The 20,346-nt window shown below is 62.5% G+C and carries 18 protein-coding genes and 1 tRNA gene; 7 read left to right on the top strand and 12 right to left on the bottom strand.

Annotated elements, in window-relative coordinates; translation table 11 throughout:
• Positions 1–10: 10 nt before the first annotated feature.
• The 4 genes from ACQKPZ_RS19385 to ACQKPZ_RS19370 all read right to left on the bottom strand — a co-directional run bounded on the left by ACQKPZ_RS19385 (position 11) and on the right by ACQKPZ_RS19370 (position 4,814).
• Positions 11–1,228 (bottom strand): DUF3422 domain-containing protein, encoded by a 1,218-nt coding sequence (locus tag ACQKPZ_RS19385; protein WP_427541176.1) that lies wholly within the window; start codon positions 1,226–1,228, stop codon positions 11–13.
• A gap of 159 nt (positions 1,229–1,387) precedes the next feature.
• Positions 1,388–2,818 (bottom strand): aldehyde dehydrogenase family protein, encoded by a 1,431-nt coding sequence (locus tag ACQKPZ_RS19380; RefSeq protein ID WP_427541173.1) that lies wholly within the window; start codon positions 2,816–2,818, stop codon positions 1,388–1,390.
• Between the two features lie 13 nt (positions 2,819–2,831).
• Positions 2,832–4,331 (bottom strand): purine-cytosine permease family protein, encoded by a 1,500-nt coding sequence (locus ACQKPZ_RS19375; RefSeq protein WP_427541170.1) that lies wholly within the window; start codon positions 4,329–4,331, stop codon positions 2,832–2,834.
• A 93-nt stretch (positions 4,332–4,424) separates the two neighbouring features.
• The gene (locus ACQKPZ_RS19370; RefSeq protein ID WP_427541167.1) at positions 4,425–4,814 is read right to left on the bottom strand and encodes a YybH family protein; all 390 of its coding nucleotides are present in this window, start codon (positions 4,812–4,814) and stop codon (positions 4,425–4,427) included.
• Positions 4,815–4,993: 179 nt separating this feature from the next.
• Here ACQKPZ_RS19370 and ACQKPZ_RS19365 point away from each other — a divergent pair, with 179 nt between their 5' ends.
• From ACQKPZ_RS19365 to ACQKPZ_RS19335, 7 genes are all read left to right on the top strand, one after another.
• A complete protein-coding gene (locus tag ACQKPZ_RS19365) occupies positions 4,994–5,995 on the top strand; it encodes a Fic family protein (protein ID WP_427541256.1) in 1,002 nt (333 codons plus the stop codon).
• 118 nt (positions 5,996–6,113) lie between these two features.
• Positions 6,114–7,133, top strand: a complete 1,020-nt coding sequence (locus ACQKPZ_RS19360) for a transporter (RefSeq protein WP_427541164.1) — start codon at positions 6,114–6,116, stop codon at positions 7,131–7,133.
• Positions 7,134–7,220: 87 nt separating this feature from the next.
• Entirely contained in the window at positions 7,221–7,841 is a 621-nt protein-coding gene (gene ycaC, locus ACQKPZ_RS19355) for an isochorismate family cysteine hydrolase YcaC (RefSeq protein WP_010951959.1), read from the top strand.
• A 106-nt stretch (positions 7,842–7,947) separates the two neighbouring features.
• Positions 7,948–8,766 (top strand): polyphosphate kinase 2, encoded by an 819-nt coding sequence (gene ppk2, locus ACQKPZ_RS19350; RefSeq protein WP_427541161.1) that lies wholly within the window; start codon positions 7,948–7,950, stop codon positions 8,764–8,766.
• Positions 8,767–8,921: 155 nt separating this feature from the next.
• Positions 8,922–9,428: a sigma-70 family RNA polymerase sigma factor gene (locus tag ACQKPZ_RS19345; protein WP_391124094.1), complete on the top strand. Its 507-nt coding sequence runs from the start codon at positions 8,922–8,924 to the stop codon at positions 9,426–9,428.
• Entirely contained in the window at positions 9,425–10,372 is a 948-nt protein-coding gene (locus tag ACQKPZ_RS19340; RefSeq protein WP_427541158.1) for a FecR domain-containing protein, read from the top strand. The genes ACQKPZ_RS19345 and ACQKPZ_RS19340 overlap by 4 nt, the downstream gene beginning before the upstream one ends.
• Before the next feature lie 219 nt (positions 10,373–10,591).
• Complete coding sequence (locus ACQKPZ_RS19335) at positions 10,592–12,994, top strand: TonB-dependent siderophore receptor (RefSeq protein WP_427541155.1); 2,403 nt, start codon at positions 10,592–10,594, stop codon at positions 12,992–12,994.
• Positions 12,995–13,220: 226 nt separating this feature from the next.
• Here the strand turns inward: ACQKPZ_RS19335 and ychF are convergent, their stop codons facing one another.
• The 8 genes from ychF to ACQKPZ_RS19295 form a co-directional block, all read right to left on the bottom strand.
• On the bottom strand, positions 13,221–14,321 hold the full coding sequence (gene ychF, locus ACQKPZ_RS19330) for a redox-regulated ATPase YchF (RefSeq protein WP_016484859.1): 1,101 nt from the start codon (positions 14,319–14,321) through the stop codon (positions 13,221–13,223).
• Positions 14,322–14,343: 22 nt separating this feature from the next.
• Positions 14,344–14,928, bottom strand: a complete 585-nt coding sequence (pth, locus tag ACQKPZ_RS19325; RefSeq protein ID WP_012270476.1) for an aminoacyl-tRNA hydrolase — start codon at positions 14,926–14,928, stop codon at positions 14,344–14,346.
• 79 nt (positions 14,929–15,007) lie between these two features.
• Positions 15,008–15,601, bottom strand: coding sequence for a 50S ribosomal protein L25/general stress protein Ctc (locus ACQKPZ_RS19320; protein ID WP_391124104.1), 594 nt, complete (start codon positions 15,599–15,601; stop codon positions 15,008–15,010).
• Between the two features lie 120 nt (positions 15,602–15,721).
• Positions 15,722–16,663, bottom strand: coding sequence for a ribose-phosphate pyrophosphokinase (locus ACQKPZ_RS19315; RefSeq protein WP_003247410.1), 942 nt, complete (start codon positions 16,661–16,663; stop codon positions 15,722–15,724).
• A 48-nt stretch (positions 16,664–16,711) separates the two neighbouring features.
• Positions 16,712–16,786 (bottom strand) — tRNA-Gln (locus ACQKPZ_RS19310).
• A gap of 20 nt (positions 16,787–16,806) precedes the next feature.
• Positions 16,807–17,667 (bottom strand): 4-(cytidine 5'-diphospho)-2-C-methyl-D-erythritol kinase, encoded by an 861-nt coding sequence (ispE, locus tag ACQKPZ_RS19305; protein ID WP_391124109.1) that lies wholly within the window; start codon positions 17,665–17,667, stop codon positions 16,807–16,809.
• A 4-nt stretch (positions 17,668–17,671) separates the two neighbouring features.
• Positions 17,672–18,289, bottom strand: a complete 618-nt coding sequence (gene lolB, locus ACQKPZ_RS19300; RefSeq protein WP_427541152.1) for a lipoprotein insertase outer membrane protein LolB — start codon at positions 18,287–18,289, stop codon at positions 17,672–17,674.
• 4 nt (positions 18,290–18,293) lie between these two features.
• Positions 18,294–20,015: a tetratricopeptide repeat protein gene (locus ACQKPZ_RS19295; protein ID WP_391124115.1), complete on the bottom strand. Its 1,722-nt coding sequence runs from the start codon at positions 20,013–20,015 to the stop codon at positions 18,294–18,296.
• Positions 20,016–20,346 lie beyond the last annotated feature (331 nt).

The following is a 20,346-nucleotide window of genomic DNA, read 5'->3' as shown; positions in this document are numbered from 1 at the left end:
GCCCCCGAATTCAATGCTGCTTGGCCTGCCTGATCCGCAGCAGGATCACCAGCAACACCAACAGTACAGGCGGCGCCATGGCCAACAGCCCATCCCGCGCTGTCAGCCCCAAGCCCAGCACATTCAGTCCGCCATACAGCAGCTTGAACAAGTTCAGCAGGTAGTAGGTGATGGCGATGATCGACAGCCCTTCCACCGCCCGCTGGATCTTCACCTGGGCGTCGGCCCGGGTATTGAGGCTGCGCAGGATCTCGGCGTTCTGTTCTTCCATCTCTACCTGTACCCGCGCTTGCAACAGGTCGCCCAGGTTCGCCACGTTCTTCGCCAATTGCTCAAGCCGCTGCTCGGTTGCTGCGCAATAGCGCACAGTGGGTTTGAACCGGCGCTCGATGAACACCCCCAGGCGCTGGCAGTCGCCTACGTGGCTTTCGCGCAGCTCGCCCAGGCGTTCGAACACCAGTTGCGCATAGGCTTGCGTGGCGCCGAAGCGGTGGCGGTTTTTCACCGTGCGGCTGACCACCTGGCGTGACAGGTGGGCGATGGCCTCCAGCAGCCCTTTGGAATCATGCCCATCGCCCCCGGCACTGCGCTCGGAAAGGCTGACCAAGGTCTTGTCGAAGGTATCGAGTTCCTGGCTCAGGGCCTTGGCTGTGGTCAGGGTCAACGAGGCCATCATGCGGTACGTCTCGATCTCCAGCAGGCGACGGATCATGCGGCCCTGGCGGTAGGCATTGAGGCGACGGTTGATGAACAGGAAACGGCTGGTGCCATCGTCAGTCAGGCGGAAGTCGCTCCACACCACCGCATCGCCACCGCCAACGCACGAGCCGCACGGGTCCTTGAAGCCGTAATGGGCCAGGTCCAGATCCTGTTCGTCACGTACCAGCACCTGCACGGCGTTGATTACCTGCGCCGCCTGCGGGGCAATCGCTTCGGCCAGCACAGGCGGCAGGGTTTGCCAGTCTGTCCCGGTGCTACTGCACGGCACTACCAGGGTCAGGGTAAAGAACTCGGTGTGTCGTTCCCACTTGAACGGGTGGCCGTCCAGGCGGGTGATGCCTTGGGCCGCGGCACTGTCCAGAGCATCCGGGCAGCAGCGTTGCAGCAGTGCAGCGCACGCGGCATCACCGCCGAGCAGGGCCAGGTGGAAGACGTGCGCCGGGCCGTCGAAGTACAGCGACGGGCGGGCGTGCAGTTCGTTGTGCAAGGCGGTGCGTTGAGGGTGCATGGGTGGTCCGGCCTGGTGTTGTGATTGTGGGGGTACCAGGAAGTGGGACTTTGCGGGGGAAGGGGAAAGTCACGCGGGGCGCAGTTTTGTTCTGCTTGTGCCGGCCTCTTCGCGGTCCGATTTACCCGCGAATGGGCCGCAACGCGGCCCCTTGCGATATCAGCCGAGGCACCGCGTCACATGCTTGACCGACTGGTAGGCCGACAACCCCCAGGGCCCCAGCTCACGACCGATCCCGCTGCCTTTGGTGCCGCCCCACGAGGTTTCGACAAACACCGCCTGTACCGAGTTGATCCACACATGGCCAACCTCCAGCGCATCGGCCACGCGCTCGGCACGTTCCAGGTCAGCGGAGCAGACGGTAGCTACCAGCCCGAAGCGGCTGTCGTTGGCCTCGGCAATTGCCTGTTCCTCACTGGTAAACCGGCGAGCGCACAGCACTGGGCCAAAGATTTCCTCGGTCCACAGGCGGCTGTGTTTCGGCACATCGGTATACAGCGTCGGGCTGACGAACCAGCCGTCACGGTCAAGCGCCTTGCCACCGGCCAGGCACTGCAAACCTTCTTCGCGCGCGGTGGCAAAGTAACTGGCCACCTTCAGCCATTGCGCCTGGCTGGTCAGCGGACCCATATCGGCTTCTTCGGTCAGCGGGTTGCCCACCCGCAGGTTTTCCAGGGCCGCCTGCAAGCGCGGCAGCAGCGCATCGGCGATACCGTCCTGCACCAGCAGCCGCGAAGTGGCCGAGCACATCTGCCCGGCGTTCCAGGTGATGCCGGCAACGATCCACTCCACCGCCTGGTCCACATCGCAATCATCGAATACCACGATCGCCGACTTGCCACCCAGCTCCAGCGTCACCGGTCGGCATTGCGCCGACGCGCTGCGCATCACCTGGCTGCCTACGCTGTTGCTGCCGGTGAACGACAGCTTGTCCAGGCCATTGTGGCTGCTCAGGGCGGCACCGGTCTCGGCCTTGCCGTTGACGATGTTCAGCACGCCAGCCGGCAGGCCCAGGGCATCGGCGATCTGGCCGTAGGCCTGCTCGATCAGTGGGGTGACTTCCGATGGCTTGAGCACCACGGTGCAGCCGGCGGCCAGGGCTGGCGCGAGCTTCCAGGCGCTGGTCACCAGCGGGAAGTTCCACGGCACGATCAGGCCGACCACACCCACTGGCTCCAGGCGGGTGCGGGCCGTGAAGCCTGGCACGGCCAGCGGCACATCGCGGTTCTTCGATGGCAGCTGTTCTGCCATCTCGGCGTAGTAGCTGAAGGTGGCGATGGCATCGTCGAGGTCGATCTCGGCCTCATGACGTGGCTTGCCGTTGTTGCGCATTTGCAGGCTGATCAACGCTTCACGGCGCTGCCCTAGCTGTTCGGCAAAGCCGCGCAGGTAAGCGGCGCGCTCACTGGCGCTGGTGCTTTTCCAGGCGGACAGGGCGCCGCGGGCGGCGGCCACGGCCTGGTCGACCTGGGCAACGCTGGCCGCCATGAACTCGGTGAACGGTTGCCCGAGCGCAGGGTCATTGACGCTGATGCAGTCGCTGCCTTGGCCTTCGACCCAGCGGCCGGCGATGTAGTGGGAAGTGGTCATGGTCGGTTTCCAGTCAGGCCATTTCGGCAGTGGTTACCGGCGTGTGCGCAGTGCTTTTGCAGCGCACCCAACGCGGCCCTTGAGGGCCATACACGCCAGCAGGTTCAGGGAACAGGTTCAGCAGCAGCAGGTACAGCACGCCAGCCAGGCCAAGGGTGACCGGCAGGCTCAGGTCGATGCCACCGGCCAGGTCGCCCAGCGGGCCGACGAACTGCCCTGGCAGGTTGACGAAGCACAGGCCAACCGCCGCGCTGGGGATCCACGCCCCCATGCCGCGCCAGTTCCAGCCATGCAGGAACCAGTAGTGGCCCCCACGCTGGCCGCGGGTGAATACCTGCAGGTCATCGGCGTGGTAGAAGCCGCGGCGGGTGATCAGGCCGAGGATCATGATCACCATCCAGGGGCTGGTGCAGGTGATGATGAGCACTGCAAAGGTCGACACGCTCTGTACCAGGTTGAAGGTAAAGCGGCCGATGAAGATGAAACCGATCGCCAGCACACCGATCAGCAACGTGGCGCCGGCGCGGCTGAGCAGGCGCGGGAACACGCTGGACATGTCCAGGCCGGTGCCATACAGCGCTGTGGTGCCGGTGGACATGCCGCCGATCACCGCAATCAGGCAAACCGGCAGGAAGAACCAGCTTGGTGCCACTGCCAGCAAGCCGCCCACATAGTTGTTGGCAGCGATGTAGTCCGGTGCCTGGGTTGCTACCAGGGTGGCGGTGCACAGGCCGAACAGGAACGGAATCAGCGTTGCACCCTGGGCAGCGATCACCGCCAGCATGATGCGCGCCTTGGGTGTTTCACGCGGGATGTAGCGCGACCAGTCGCCCAGGAAGGCGCCAAACGACACCGGGTTGCTCATGGCCAGGATCGCCGCGCCGACGAACGCCGCCCAGAAGCCCGCCTGGCCCAGGTTGACGCTACCGGCATAGCCGGCGTCGAATGGCCCGGCAAAGGCAACGATGCCCAGCAGGAACAGCAGGCTCGAAGCCCACACGGCAATCTTGTTGACCCACAGCATGAAGCGGAAGCCGAAGATGCACACCACCAGCACCAGCACGGCGAACAGGCCGTAGGCCAGGCCCAGGGTGAGGTCGGTTTCCGGCAGGCCAGCCAGGCGCTTGGCGCCGCCGACCAGGGCATCCCCCGAGCTCCACACCGACAGCGAGAAGAACGCCACCGCCGTGAGCAGCGACAGGAACGAGCCGACGATACGCCCGTGCACGCCAAAGTGTGCGCCCGACGACACCGCGTTGTTGGTGCCGTTCAGCGCCCCGAACAGGCCCATCGGCGCAAGAATCAGCGCGCCCACGCCGACGCCGAGCAGAATCGCCCACACGCCTGCCTGGAACGACAGCCCGAACAGCACCGGGAAACTGCCCAGCACGGCCGTGGCGAAGGTATTGGCACCGCCGAAAATCAGGCGGAACAGGTCCAGTGGGGAGGCGTCGCGTTGATCGGCGGGGATCTGTTCTACGCCGTTGGTCTCGATACCGGTCGAGTGGCTCATGGTGATGCTCCAGCGCGGTTGTTGTAGCCGGCGCAGTGCGCGGGCCTTCTTGTGGGTGCGATGGCAGGGCGGCAGGGCCGCGTAAAAAGGTGATCAGGCCGGCGAGACGACCGACAGGTGCTCATGGCAGGCCAGCCACTGGTCGCCATGGCGGCGGAAGACGATGGTCTCGCGCTCGCTCAATTGCAGTTCTTCACCGGCGATACGAATGTGTGTGGCCACGTCGTGCATGAAGATCGCCACTTCACCTTGCAGGCTTACGTGGGCATTGCCTGATTCGCAGGCAAGCACGGCAAAACCTTCGGCCTGCCATTGGGCCCAGAGGTCTTCGTAGGCGCGGCGCGACAGCAGTGGTTGCGGCAAAGTGTGGAAGAGGAAGGTGGCGTCTTCGCTGAAGCAGGCGAAATAGCGGGCGGTATCGTTGCTGGCAAACGCGGCAACGAGGTCGGCGGCGGCTTGCCGCACCTGGAGTGTCTGGTCCACGGGAGTGGCCTCACGGTTTTTGTGATTATGGTGAAGCGATTCTGGAGGTGGTTGGCAAGGCAACAAATCGCTGGAGGCAAATAATCAGTTCAGGAATTTGTGAAGTGATCTTCGTGCTTCCTTTACCCTCGCGCGATCTGTGGATTAAGGTGGCGGCTGATTCCCGGGGACCGCAGGCAATGAGTATCTACCAACCACCATTTACGGTGACACCCCACATTCTGGCTCTGGTTGCCGAAATCAGTGAGCAAGTGGGGTTTTTGGCTGCCCATCGAGATGCTGCGCTGACCCCACAGTTGCGCCGAGGTAACCGCATTCGCACCATCCAGGCATCGCTTGCGATAGAGAACAACACGCTCAGCGTAGAGCAGGTAACTGCCTTGCTGGATGGCAAGCGGGTTTTGGGTCTGCCGCGGGAGATTCAGGAGGTGCGCAACGCATTCGCAACCTATGATGCGATGCCTGGCTGGTGTGCCGATTCCCAGAGCGATCTGCTTTCTGCCCACGGAATGCTTATGCGTGGACTGATTGATGACTCAGGGCGCTACCGGCAGGGCGGCGTGGGCATCTACAGGGGCTCGCGCCTGCTGCATATGGCGCCACCTGCCAGCCGCGTAGCAACCTTGATGCAGGATTTATTGCATTGGCTGGGCAACAACAATTGGCACCCTCTGATCAGCAGTTGTGTATTCCACTACGAATTTGAGTTCATCCACCCGTTTGCTGACGGTAATGGACGGATGGGGCGGTTGTGGCAGACGTTGCTGCTTAGTCAGTGGCGGCCGGTATTGGCGTATCTGCCGGTCGAAACAGTTATCCGTGAGCATCAGGACGCTTACTACGCTGCGCTGGCCGCGGCCGACCAGGCGGCAGAAGCTACCCCGTTTGTCGATTACATGCTCACAGCTTTGCTGCGGGCGCTCACCGATGCGGCAGAAAATGACCAAGTAACCGACCAAGTAACCGACCAAGTAACCGACCAAGTAGCGCGCTTGTTGAGCGTGATGCCAGCTGGTGCCGCATTCAAGACCAGCGAACTGATGCATCAATTAGGTCTCTCTCATCACGCCACCTTCCGCAAGAGTTATTTGAGCCCCGCGCTTGCTGCCGGATTGATCGAGATGACGGACCCACAATCACCTCGAAGCCCCAAACAGCAGTATCGGCGGGTCGTCAGGTAAGCGCGCTGCGAACTCGCACGGGTTGTGTTGGCAGTGCCGGTGAAGTCAGCTGTCATCCGACTGCAACGAATATTCAGCAACATTTCTGCCATCTCCCCGTGCCTCATTGCGAGTTCGAATGGGCCATCCCGCGCTACACCTGCCACAGGACCACGACCTGTTCGGCCTGCTCTACGCCTTCGCCTTTCGCCCCGGCCAGCCCGGGCGTGAAATCGACTCGGCGCAGTTGCTGCGCATGCTCGGCCAGCCGCTGGAGCCCGGTGAGTTTCTGTGGGTGCACCTGAACCTGGCCCACGCGGCCTGCGAGCGGTGGCTGCGAACCCACCTGCAATTGCCCGACGCCTTCTTCGAAACCCTGCACGAAGGCTCTCGCTCGACCCGCATCGAGCACGCCGACTCGGCACTGCTGGCAGTGGTCAACGACGTGGTATTCAATTTTGGCCTGGTGTCGTCGGATATCTCTACGCTGTGGGCCTGTGCCAGCAGCCAGTTGCTGATAAGCGCGCGATTACAGCCGTTGCACTCTGTGGATAAGCTGCGCTCGTCGGTGAAGCATGGCGAGCGCTTCCATTCGTCCATCGAGCTGCTGGTCCACCTGCTGCGCGACCAAGGCGACGTACTGACCCAGATCGTGCGCGAAACCACCACCAGCGTCGACCGTATCGAAGACCAGTTGTTGTCTCAGCGCCTGAGCGACAACCGTGCCGAACTGGGCAGCATGCGACGGGTGCTGGTGCGGTTGCAGCGGCTGCTGGCACTGGAACCGGGCGCCTTGCTGCGCCTGCTCAACCGGCCGCCCGAGTGGTTGCAGGAACAGGACATACGCCAACTGCGCGCGGCCACCGAGGAGTTCACCCTGGTCATCAGCGACCTCACCGCCCTGGGCGAGCGGATCAAGCTGCTGCAGGAAGAAATCGCCGCCAAGGTCAACGAGCAGACCAACCGCACCCTGTTCACCCTCACCGTGGTCACCGTGCTGGCGCTGCCGATCAACATCATCGCCGGCTTCTTCGGCATGAACGTCGGCGGCGTCCCCCTGTCGGAAAACCCCCATGGCTTCTGGGTGCTGGTGGCACTGGTGGCGACGTTCACCGTGCTGGTGGGGCGCTGGGCATTTCGCAAACGGCGGGAATACTGACCCGGCCGAACCCGACCGACGGCCCCTGCCGGCCTCCATCCTTGCCTACGCTGATACACCCAACCCGCTGAAGCAAGGAGATCCGCCATGGCCTTCCAATACAAGCGTCTGGACAAGAACAACGCCGCCGTACTGCTGGTCGACCACCAGACTGGCCTGCTCTCGCTGGTAAGGGACATCGACCCCGACCGCTTCAAGAACAATGTCCTGGCGCTGTCCGACCTGGCCAAGTACTTCAAGCTGCCGACCATCCTCACCACCAGCTTCGAGACCGGCCCCAACGGCCCGCTGGTGCCCGAGCTGAAAGAGCAGTTCCCGGACGCCCCCTACATTGCCCGCCCCGGCAACATCAACGCCTGGGACAACGAAGACTTCGTCAAGGCGGTAAAAGCCACCGGCAAGAAGCAGCTGTTGATTGCCGGTGTAGTGACTGAAGTGTGCGTGGCGTTCCCGGCACTGTCGGCACTGGAGGAGGGCTTCGAAGTGTTCGTCGTGACCGACGCCTCCGGCACCTTCAACGAACTGACCCGCGACTCCGCATGGCGGCGCATGGAGGCTGCCGGTGCGCAACTGATGACCTGGTTCGGCGTGGCGTGCGAGCTGCACCGTGACTGGCGCAATGACATCGAAGGGCTGGGGACCCTGTTCTCCAACCATATCCCGGACTACCGCAACCTGATGACCAGCTACAACAAGCTGGCCAAATAGCGATTTCATCGGGGCTGCGGTGCAGCCCCAGCCCAACTGGCAAGCGAACCGGCAAACCGTCATGAATCGACCATACTGACTCTTCATTCGCCTTCAGGAGAGTGTCATGTCGAAGCCGTCCAGGAAGAAACCTACCCAGGACCAGCCCGAAAAGCTGGGCGGCAAGGCTTACGAAAAAGCGCTCAAGCACCTGCATGTCGAGCTGGTGAAGCTGCAGGAGTGGGTGGTGGCCAAGGGCCTGAAGGTCTGCATTGTTTTCGAAGGCCGCGATGGCGCCGGCAAGGGTGGCACCATCAAGGCCATTACCGAACGCGTCAGCCCACGCGTGTTTCGTGTAGTGGCGCTGCCCGCACCGACCGAGCGGGAAAAGACCCAGATGTACCTGCAGCGTTACCTGGGCCATCTGCCAGCGGCGGGCGAAGTGGTGATCTTCGATCGCAGCTGGTACAACCGGGCAGGGGTCGAGCGGGTCATGGGCTTTTGCTCTGGCGAGCAAGTGGACAAGTTCCTGGCCGGTGTGCCGGTGTTCGAAAAGGTCATGGTCGAATCGGGCATCATCCTGCTCAAATACTGGCTCGAAGTCAGCGCCGAAGAGCAGACGCGGCGCCTGCAGGACCGTATCAACGACGGCCGCAAACTGTGGAAGCTGTCGCCGATGGACCTCAAGTCGTACACCCGCTGGGATGACTACACCCAGGCGCGCGACGACATGTTCCAGGCCTCGGATACAGCGTGGGCGCCCTGGTTCATGGCGCACTCCAACGACAAGCGGCGTGCCCGGCTGAACATCATCACCCATCTGCTCAGCCGCATTCCCTACAAGGATATTACCCGCGACCAGCTGGTGAAGCTGCCCAAGCGCGGCAAGATCGGCAAGTACAAGGCTGTGGCCTACCCGTTCAAGGTCGTCGAAGAACGCTTCTGATCCCCTCCCTATTCGAAAACTGTGCAGTACCTGTGGGAGCGGGCGTGCCCGCGAAGAGGCCGGCACAGGGGGACGCATTGCGCATGCCGACTGTAGCGCTTCCCGTGCGCTATCTATAAAATGCGACAAATTCTCATTAACATCTGGTCCTGCCCGTGTCAGCACCCAACACCAGCAAGCTGGGCTTCTTCTTCAGCGACCACCACCGCTGGCTACTGCGGCACGTGCAACGGCAGCTGAGTAACCGCCCGGATGCCGAGGACACGGCAGCCGAAACGTTCTGCCAGTTGCTCGCCGCCCGGGTCGACCCGGCGACCATCGAGCAGCCGCGTGCCTACCTCTCTACCATTGCCCGCCGGCTGATCTCCGACCGCCACCGCCGCCGTCGCCTTGAGCAGGCTTACCTTGACCGGTTGATGCTGCTGCCGGAGGCATTGGCACCCTCGCCGGAAGAAACCCACCTGCTGCTGGAGGCCTTGCACGCCATCGACCGTAGCCTGGCCGGGCTACCGCTGGTGGTGAAGAAGGCCTTTCTCATGAGCCAGCTCGATGGCCTGACCTATGCGGAAATAGGCCGGCGCCTGGAGGTGTGCGAACGTACGGTTGGCCGCTACATGACCCAGGCCCTGCGCCAGTGCTACCTGAGCGGGGCGCAACCATGAGCCGGCCCGTACTCGGCCCGGCCGCCGAACAGGCCATCGCCTGGATGGTGCGCTTGCGTTCCGGGCGTGACGACGCCCGGCAACAGGCACAGTTCCAGCAGTGGCTGGGGCATGACCCGGCCAATGCCCTGGCCTGGGAGCAGTTGCAGCGTGGCCTTGGTGGCCACTTTGAGGTGGTGCGCCGCGCCCCCGGAGCCTTGCGCGACACCTTGCTACAGCCGGAAGTGGGCAGGCGTGACGTGCTACGGGCACTGGGCGGTTTTTCCCTGCTGGCTGGCAGCCTGTGGTTTGCCGCCCGTAGCGATACCGGCCAGGCATTAACTGCCGATTTGCATACCGGCACTGGCGAGCGTCGTAGCTTTACGCTGGCTGACGGCAGCCGGCTGACCCTGAACGCAGGCAGTGCGGTCGACCTCGCCTTCTCCGACAGCCGTCGCCTGTTGCGCCTGCACAGGGGAGGGCTGGTAGTGCAGGTGGCAGCCGACCCGGCACGGCCGTTTATCGTGCGTAGCGACCAAGGTGATATACGCGCCCTGGGCACGCGTTTTCTGGTCGAGCAACTGGTAGGCACAACCCGCGTGGTGGTGCTGGAGCATGCTGTGCGCGTATCTCTGCCCAGTGGTTCCGGGCTGGAGCTGGGGGAGGGCCAGGCGGCGTTGCTGCATGCGCAAAGCATCGAGCCATTGGCGGCTGGCCAGGCTTACCGTGCCGACTGGGTGCAGGGCCATCTCAGCGTGCTGGACGAACCATTGGCGTCGGTTATCGAGGCCCTGCGCCCGTATCGCCCGGGGCTTATCCGTGTCAGCCCGCAGGTGCGCAACCTGCGGGTGCAGGGCGTATTCCCGCTGGATGATAGCGAGCGCACCTTGGCTGCCCTAGAAGAGACGATGCCGATCCGCGTGGAACGCTACGGCGCGTGGATGACCCTGATCGAAGCCCGTTGATGGCGTCATACAGGACCTTGTGGGAGCGGGCGTGCCCGCGAACACGGGCGAAGCCCGTGCCATCCACCGCGGCGCCTGCTTCGCGGGCACGCCCGCTCCCACAGGGCCGGCATCTGTGTTGAGGATGGTTTTCGAATGAAAATTTTTATCATGCGTGTCCGGTTTTTTTCGATTGTTCCACCTCTCTCCTGACAACAGTAAAAATTCAGGAGTATCCACGTGTTCAAACCCTGGCCCCTCGCCCTTGCCATCACCTTGGCCGCCGCCCCCACGGCCTTTGTTCGGGCAGAAGGTTTCGCACAGCAACAGCTGCAGCGTTTCGACCTCCCCGCCGCCAGCCTGGCGCAAACCCTCAACGCCATCGCCCGTCAGGGCGGGCAGGTGATGTCGCTGGACCCTGCCTTGGTCGTCGGCAAACAGGCCCCTGCCATCCAGGGTGAGATGAGCGCGCTGCAAGCCGTGCAACAGGCGCTGGCGGGCAGCGGGCTGCAGCTGATCGTCACCGGCAGCGGCACCTTCAGCGTGGTGCCGGCGGTCGACGCCAAGGGCGCGCTGGAGCTGGGGGCCACCAATATCAACAGTGTCGGCCTGGGTGAAACCACCGAGGGTTCTGGCTCCTACACCACCGGTGCCGTGACCATAGGCAAGACGCCTCAGTCGCTACGACGTACCCCCCAGTCGGTGACCGTGGTCACACGTAAGCTGATGGACGACAAGAACCTGGTGTCGCTGGACCAGGTGATGGCCCAGACCCCCGGCATCACCCGCGCCAACCGCGGCTATGGCAACCACCACTTCAGCTCCCGGGGGTTCGACATCACCGACGACAGCTACATGGTCGACGGCGTGGCGGGGCAGGCCTATGCCTACACCGGCTGGATGATCCCCGACATGGCGGTGTTCGACCGCGTCGAGGTACTGCGGGGCGCGTCTGGCCTGCTGGTGGGGGCGGGCAACCCGGGCGGGGCGGTCAACCTGGTGCGCAAGCGCCCGACCAGCGAGCCGCGTTTCTCCGTGACCACTCGCGCAGGTTCCTGGGACAATTACCGCCTGGACCTGGATGCCAGCGGCAGGCTGAACCCTGAAGGCTCGTTACGCGGCCGCGTGGTAGCGTCCTACGAGGACCGTGGTTACTTCACCGATGTCAGCAAGTCCAAGCGGCCGTTGCTGTACGGCATTGTCGAAAGCGACCTCAGCGATGCCACCACCGTTGCCCTGGGTTTGCGCCGGCAGACTTCGCGCATCGACGGCTACAGCGTGCTGGGCCTGCCGACCAACCCCGATGGCAGCAACCCGCACCTCAAGCGTTCCACCTTCCTGGGCCAGGACTGGGCCACGCTGCAAACCCGCACTGATGAAGTGTTCGCGGACCTGAACCACCGTTTCAACGACAACTGGACTGGCAAGCTGGCGTTGTCGCACGCTGAAAGCAGCTACAACCGCAGTGCCATCGAGTGGAGCGCGGAAGATACGCTGGAGTACGGCAGCCCCACCGGGCCGATGATCAACGACACCAGCTTTCACAAGTTCGATGTCACCGCCAACGCCGTGGACGGCCACCTGGATGGTGAATTCGAAGCCTTTGGCCTGAGCCATCAGCTGTCGCTGGGGGCCAACTGGTCCAGGCGCAAGATGAATGACAAGGACGCCACGGTCAGGCTGGACACACCCATCCCGCTCAACGTGTTCGACCCGGACCACAGTATCGTCCCCGAGCCTTCCCGACAGGGCTGGGACTACAAGGACGACACCTTCGATACCCGTTACGGTACCTACCTCAATGCCCGCCTGCACATGACAGAGGACCTGAGCCTGGTACTGGGTGGGCGCCTGAGCTGGTACAAGACCGAGTCCTGGAGTGACGACCTGAAAAGCACCAATGAACAGGCGCACGAGTTCACGCCCTTTGTCGGTGCCATCTATGACCTGAACAGCAACTGGTCGCTGTACGCCAGCTATGCCGACATCTTCATGCCCCAGGCCGGCTATCGCAGTGCCGGTGGCAAGATGCTCGACCCCGCCATCGGCTCCAATTACGAAACAGGCATCAAGGGCGAGTTGTTCGACAAGCGCCTGAACCTGTCCTTTGCGCTGTTCTACATCGAGCAGAAGGACGTCGCCGCCCGCGACTACGAGAACGATGGCAACTGCCCGACCGACGTGGCCGGCCGTTGCTACGTGAACAGCGACGGCATCAGCCGCAGCAAGGGCTTTGAGGCGGAGGCCAGCGGCGAGCTGCTGCCGGGCCTGCAAGTGGCGGCGGGCTACACCTTCAACACCACCCAGTCGGAGACTGGCGGTCCGATCTCGGCGCAAACACCCAAGCACCTGTTGCGGGTCAACACCAACTACACCCTGCCAGGGCAGTGGAACCGCTTCAGTGTCGGTGGTGGTGTGTCGGCGCAGTCTCACTATTACGACGCCTACAACGGCGTGAGCAATAGTGGCCGGGCGGTATTCGATGCACGAGCGGCGTACAAGCTCGACCAGCACTGGACAGTGGGGGTGGATGTAGAGAACTTGCTGGACCGTAAGTACTTCGACTCTACAGGCTACTGGACGCGTGGCACCACGTACGGCACGCCGCGTAGCTACATGCTGAGCTTGCGTGGGGACTTCTGACCTTTCGACATAATGCGATCCCTGTAGGAGCGGCCTTGCGTCGCGATGGGCTGCGCAGCAGCCCCCGGTTTTCTGCACAGATGCGCATATTGCCGGGGCTGCTGCGCAGCCCATCGCGACGCAAGGCCGCTCCTACAAGGTCGGGTACATGCCTTGTAAAGCAGCAAAAAACAAAACCCCTTGAAGCGCAGGCCTCAAGGGGTTTGTGGTTACTGCAGGCTACCGCTTAGACGTTGAAGCGGAAGTGCATCACATCGCCATCTTTGACGATGTAGTCCTTGCCTTCCAGGCGCCATTTACCGGCTTCCTTGGCACCGCCTTCACCCTTGAACTGGATGAAGTCGTCATAGGCCACCACTTCGGCGCGGATGAAGCCTTTTTCGAAGTCGGTGTGGATCACGCCTGCGGCTTGTGGCGCGGTGGCACCCACGCGTACGGTCCAGGCACGTACTTCCTGCACGCCGGCAGTGAAGTAGGTTTGCAGGTTCAGCAGCTCGTAACCGGCGCGGATCACGCGGTTCAGGCCAGGCTCTTCCAGGCCCAGGGCCTCGAGGAACATATCCTTCTCTTCGCCATCGTCCAGCTCGGCGATTTCAGCTTCGATCTTGTTGCACACCGGCACCACGACCGCGCCTTCTTCTTCGGCGATGGCCTTGACCACGTCCAGGTGCGGGTTGTTGTCGAAACCGTCTTCGGCAACGTTGGCGATGTACATCACCGGCTTGCTGGTCAGCAGGTGGAAGCCACGGATGACGGCTTTTTCGTCGTCAGCCATGTTCTTCATCAGGCTGCGCGCAGGCTTGCCTTCGGTGAAGTGCGGGATCAGCTTTTCCAGGATGGCCTTTTGCGCCAGGGCTTCCTTGTCGCCACCCTTGGCGTTGCGGGCAACCTTCTGCAGTTGCTTTTCGCAGCTGTCGAGGTCGGCGAAGATCAGTTCGAGGTCGATGATCTCGATGTCACGCTTGGGGTCGACGCTGTTGGAAACGTGGATCACGTTCTCGTCTTCGAAGCAGCGCACCACGTGGGCAATGGCGTCGGTCTCGCGGATGTTGGCGAGGAATTTGTTGCCCAGGCCTTCGCCTTTCGATGCGCCCGCCACCAGGCCGGCGATGTCGACGAATTCCATGGTGGTCGGCAGGATACGGTTTGGCTTGACGATTTCAGCCAGCGCAGCCAAACGAGCATCGGGCATCGGCACGATGCCGCTGTTTGGCTCGATGGTGCAGAAAGGGAAGTTCTCCGCCGCGATGCCAGACTTGGTCAGGGCGTTGAACAGGGTGGACTTGCCGACGTTGGGCAGGCCGACGATGCCGCAATTGAAACCCATGGGTATTCCCCTCTCTAGGAAATCAGGCCTTCTGGCTGTGCAGCTCGCGCATCGCCTTGGCGAAGTCGCCGGCAAGCACGTCCGGCAGCACGCCGAGGGCAAAATCGATGCTGGCGTCGAGCTTCTCCTGCTCGGCGCGCGGCGCGCGGCCCAGGACGAAGTTGGAGACCAGTTTGGCGTCGCCCGGGTGGCCAATGCCAAGCCGCAGGCGGTGGAAGTCGTTCTGGTTGCCGAGCTGCGCGATGATGTCGCGCAGGCCGTTGTGCCCACCATGGCCGCCGCCGCGCTTGAGCTTGGCAACACCCGGAGGCAGGTCGAGTTCGTCGTGCGCCACCAGGATTGCTTCCGGCTTGATGCGGAAGAAATTGGCCAGAGCCGCCACGGACTGGCCGCTACGGTTCATGTAGGTGGTGGGGATCAACAAACGAACGTCGTTGCCCTGATGGCTGAACTTAGCCGTCAGGCCGAAATATTTTTTGTCAGCGGTCAGCGAAACACGCTGGGCGCTGGCAATGCGTTCAACGAAAAGAGCCCCTGCGTTATGCCGGGTCTGTTCGTATTCGGGGCCGGGGTTACCCAGGCCAACGATCAACTGGATGGCGGTCACGTCAGGGGCTCTTCCTTGGAGTTGGTGGGTTACAGGGCGCGCGGCACTGTAACCCGATCAACGCCGGCGTGCGAGTGGATTACTCGGCAGCGCCTTCTGCTTCTGGAGCAACGCGTGGAGCGTGAACGTTGGCAACAGCTTTGTCATCACCGTGGGCCAGAGCTACGAACTCTACGCCTTTCGGAGCTTTCAGGTCCGACAGGTGGATGATGGTGCCGATTTCAGCGTTGGCCAGGTCGACTTCGATGAACTCAGGCAGGTCTTTGGCTTCGCAGGAAACTTCGATCTGCGATTCAACGTGCGAGATCTCGCCGCCTTTCTTGACCGGGGCTTCTTCGTTGATGAAGTGCACTGGAACAACGGCAGTCAGCTTCTGGCCAGCAACGACGCGAACGAAGTCGGCGTGCATGATGAAGCCTTTGGCCGGGTGGCGCTGCATGGCCTTGACGATGACGTTTTGCTTGGCGCCGTCGACGTTCAGTTCGATAACGTGGCTGAAGGCAGCTTCGTTTTCGAACAGTTTGGCGATTTCCTTGGCCACGATGGTCAGGGATTGGGCTTCTTTATCGCCACCGTAAACTACGGCAGGGATGCTGGCGGAGTGACGCAGGCGGCGGCTCGCACCTTTCCCCAGGTCAGTACGCGCTTGGGCGTTCAGGATGAAATCAGTCATTTTACTTCTCCAAAATAGCCTCCCGAATGGCGTTTGCGACCAGCGCCAGACGGGGATGGCAAAAAAGCCCCGCCCCAACACAGGTTGGGGCGGGGCGCTTCACATCAACACGTGTTCCGCTTAGCGGAACATCGCGCTGATCGATTCTTCGTTGCTGATGCGGCGTACCGCTTCAGCGACAACCGGTGCGATATCCAGCTGGCGGATACGGTCACAGGCTTGAGCAGCGGCGGACAGCGGAACGGTGTTGGTCACCACCAGCTCGTCCAGTACCGACTTCTCGATGTTCTCGATCGCGCGGCCCGACAGGACAGGGTGCGTGCAGTAGGCGTAAACCTTGGCAGCGCCGTGTTCTTTCAGGGCCTTGGCCGCGTGGCACAGGGTGCCGGCGGTGTCGACCATGTCGTCTACCAGGATGCAGGTGCGCCCTTCGACGTCGCCGATGATGTGCATAACCTCGGAGTGGTTAGCCTTTTCGCGGCGTTTATCGATGATACCCAGGTCGACGCCCAGGGACTTGGCGACTGCACGTGCACGCACGACGCCACCGATGTCCGGGGAGACAATCATCAGGTTCTCGAAACGCTGGTCTTCGATGTCGTCGACCAGTACGGGCGAGCCGTAGATGTTGTCGACGGGGATATCGAAGAAGCCTTGGATCTGGTCAGCGTGCAGGTCGACGGTGAGAACACGGTCGATACCTACGACAGTGAGCATGTCAGCGACAACTTTGGCGCTGATGGCTACACGTGCCGAACGCGGACGGCGGTCCTGGCGGGCATATCCGAAGTAAGGAATCACGGCGGTGATTCGGGATGCTGAGGAGCGGCGGAAGGCGTCGGCCATCACTACCAGTTCCATCAGGTTATCGTTGGTCGGGGCACAAGTCGGCTGAATAATGAAGACGTCTTTACCGCGGACATTTTCATTGATCTCAGTGCTGATCTCGCCGTCGGAGAATTTACCGACAGAGACGTCACCGAGAGGGATATGCAGCTGACGTACGACACGCCGAGCCAGATCGGGGTTAGCGTTCCCCGTAAAGACCATCATCTTGGACACGCGCAGTACCTGAAGGCTGAGGGTATACCTGGATGAGTATAAGGAAAATGGCAGGGGCGGCTGGATTCGAACCAACGCATGGCAGGATCAAAACCTGCTGCCTTACCGCTTGGCGACGCCCCTGTATCTGTTGCTGCGAACGCTTATGCGCTCGACTTCTTGACCAGACTTTGCAGCTTGCGATGCAACATCGAAATATTGCTTCCTTTCGCCACAAACCCTGTTTGGGTCGCTGAAAGAAGGGCCAGAACTTTATCAGCTTCGGCTTTGCTTGGGAAGGCCCCAAACACACAACTTCCAGTGCCGGTTAGTCGAGCCTCAGTGAATTTCCCCAGTGAATTCAACGCATTGCGAACTTCCGGGTAATTCTGCTCTACCACCGGTTGGCAGTCATTTCGACTGTTTCCCTTGGGAACGGGGCGCATCTTAAGGGGGAGTGAATCACGTGTCAACTGTGGATGTGAAAAAATTTCTACTGTGCTGACAGACACTTGCGGCACCAGCACGACATACCAAGGCTCTTCCGGGTCGACCGGGGTCAGCAGCTCGCCCACACCCTGGGCAAACGCCGCATGGCCGCGCACGAATACCGGTACGTCGGCACCCAGGCCAAGGCCCAGTGTGGCCAGGCGGTCTTCGTCCCAGTCCAGCTGCCACAGGTGGGCGAGGGCCAGCAGTGTGGTGGCGGCATCCGAGCTGCCGCCGCCAATACCGCCGCCCATGGGCAGTACCTTGGTCAGCCAGATGTCGGCGCCCAGCGGGCTGCCGGACTGTTCCTGCAGCTTGCGCGCGGCACGCACGATCAGGTTGCTGTCGTGCGGTACGGCTTCTATCTCGGTGTGCAGGCGGATAACACCATCGTCACGTACGGCGAAACTCAGTTCGTCCCCATGGTCGAGAAACTGGAACACGGTTTCCAGCTCGTGATAACCGTCTGCGCGGCGGCCGATGATGTGCAGCCACAGGTTGAGCTTGGCCGGGGCGGGCAGGGTGAGGGTATGCATGAAATCAGTGCCCCAGCTGGCGTGGTTGCCAGTCCTTGACCACCAGGGTCACGTCCAGGTCCTTGCCGTGCAGCTTCAGGCGTTCGGGCAACCAGTAGCCGTTCTGTTCGGTATAGCTCAGGTACTGTACCTGCCAGCCATCCTGATCAAGGCTGGCCAGGCGGCTGTCGCCGTCCAGGGTCAGCTTGCTCTTGCTGTCGGGGGCGGGCAGGCCGCGAACCCACCACACCAGGTGCGACACGGGCAGCTGCCAGCCGAGTTGTTCTTCCAGCAGCGCTTCCGGGTTGCTGGCCTCGAAACGGCCCTGGTTGGCCACTTCCAGCACCACGCCGCCGGGGCGCCCGGTCAGGCGAGCGGCGCCACGGCCCAGCGGGCCGGCCAGGCGAATGTCGTAGTAGTCCTGGCGTTGCAGCCAGAACAGCGTGCCGCTGCCGGAGTCGCGGGGGGCGCGGATACCGACTTTGCCGTTGATCTGCCAACCGTCAAGGCTGCTCAGCTGCTCTTTATGGGCGCGCCACTGTTGCGGGTCGCCGTGGCCTTGCAGGGCCTCGCGGCTACCGAAGCCGGCGCAGCCGGCCAGAAGGGCGATCAGGGTGAAGCTAATGCAATGGCGCAGGAACATGGCGTTAAAGGGTCTCGGATCCGGTCAGGCGCAGAACGGTCTTGCGCAGGATGGGGCTGTCGGCCTGGGCTGCAAAGCCTTTGGCCCATACCTGGCGGGCTTCGCGGCGCTTGCCGTTGGCCCACAGCACTTCGCCCAGATGGGCAGCCACTTCGTGGTCGGGGAAGTTGGCAAAGGCTTGGCGAAGGTAGGTTTCAGCCTCGTCGAGGTTGCCCAGGCGATAGTTGACCCAACCCAGGCTGTCGAGCACTGCCGGGTCGTCCGGAGTCAGCTGGTGGGCCTTGTCGATCAGTGCCTTGGCTTCGTCGTAGCGGGTGGTGCGGTCGGCCAGGGTGTAGCCCAGGGCGTTCAAGGCCATGGCGTTCTCAGGCTCGCGGGCGATGATGGCGCGCAGGTCTTTTTCCATTTGCGCTAGGTCGTCGCGTTTTTCGGACAGCATGGCGCGGGTGTACAACAGGTTGAGGTCGTCCGGGTAGCGCTGGATGGCTTGCTGCAGCACCTGGCTGGCCTGGGCGTCCTTGTTGTTGTTGCTGTAGCTTTCCGATTCGATCAGGTACAGCTGGATGGCAATGTCCGGCTGGGCTTCGCGGGCCTCGGCGAGCAGGCGTGAGGCGTCGGTACCACGGCCGTTGGCAATCAGGATGTCGGCCTGGCGCAGTTGTGCCGGCAGGTAGTCTGGGCCGGGGCCCACCAGGGCATACTCGCGCAGGGCGCCTGCGGGGTCGTGGCGTTCTTCGCGGATGCGGCCCAGGTTCAGGTGTGCGGCGTCGACGTTGCTGTCACGCTCGATCAGCTCTTGCAGGTAGCCTTCGGCTTCATCCCAGTCCTTGTTCTCCAGGCACACCAGGGCCAGGGAGTAGCGCAGTTCGTCGTCGTCGGGGTATTGCTGGACCAGGCTCAGGAACTCGCCCTTGGCGTCGGCGATGCGATCCTGTTCTACCAGGGTGCGGGCGTAGGTCAGGCGCAGGCGCTTGTCGTCCGGGTTGTCGCGGATCGCCCCGCGCAACAGGGGCAGTGCTTCCGGGCCGCGGTCCAGGGCCTGCAGCAGGCGGGCGCGCAGCAGGATCGGGGCAATTTCGCCGTTTTGCGCCGGGTGCGACTCGAGCAGCTCCAGCGCCTCTTCGGCCTTGCCGTCCTGGTTCAGCAGCAGGGCCTTGCCGAACACAAGCTGGCCGTTGTCGGGGTATTTCACCAGCAGGCGCTCGAAGCTTTGCAGCAGGCCGTCGCGGGTGCTCTGGTCGGTTTCGGCGGCGGACAGGGCGAGGAAGTCGAAATGGGTGTCGCCTTGGCCCTGCAGCACCTTTTCCATGTAGGCCATGGAGTCATCGTAGCGGCCGGCGCGGGCCAACTGGATGGCAGCGGCGCGCTGGGCATCGAGGTTCTGCGGGTCGTTGCGGGCCCAGACCAGGGCATTGTCCAGCGACGGCTCGTCGGCACCGAGGTATTCGGCAATGCGGTAGGCGCGCTCGGAAACCCCGGGGTCCTGGGTTTTTGCCGCCTGGTCGGTGTAGTTGGCCAGGGCGATGTCGAAGCGGTTGCGCTGGCCGGCCAGCTCTGCGACCAGCAGGCTATAGAGTGTGTCCTGCTTGAACGAGCCATACACCACGGGCTTCTGGGCCTCGCTTTTTCCGGCCTCGGGGACGAGAGGCTCGGCCTTTTGCGGGGCCAGGCTCTGGCAGCCCTGGAGCAGGGCGAAGGCAAGCAGCAATGCGTATGGTTTGTTCATAGAAGGCTTTAGAAGGACTCACCGGCGGTCGGAGCATGATGACACAAGCGCGGGGGCAAACCCACCTGCGAAGGTATGAAGCTGCGCTTCGCTTATGCAGACCGCGCCGCGCCCGCGTGGTTCGCAGCAGAGCCTGCCAGTTAAAAACTGTTACCTATGTGCGTGAACTGATTTGTAACCCATGTGGGTGAGTCATACCCACATCCAATAAGCAGTACTCGTCTGTTTTGAGCCAACGAACAGTCCATTTGCGATGGCGACGCTGACTCACCTTTTCGCCCTTACGGCGAGTCACTTTTTGTCAAACGCGACAAAAAGTAACCAAAAAACG

The organism is Pseudomonas sp. NPDC089547 (assembly GCF_050280665.1).
Taxonomy (GTDB): domain Bacteria; phylum Pseudomonadota; class Gammaproteobacteria; order Pseudomonadales; family Pseudomonadaceae; genus Aquipseudomonas.
Note: the sequence above shows the minus strand (reverse complement) of the source record. Positions and strands in the feature narration are given on the sequence as shown.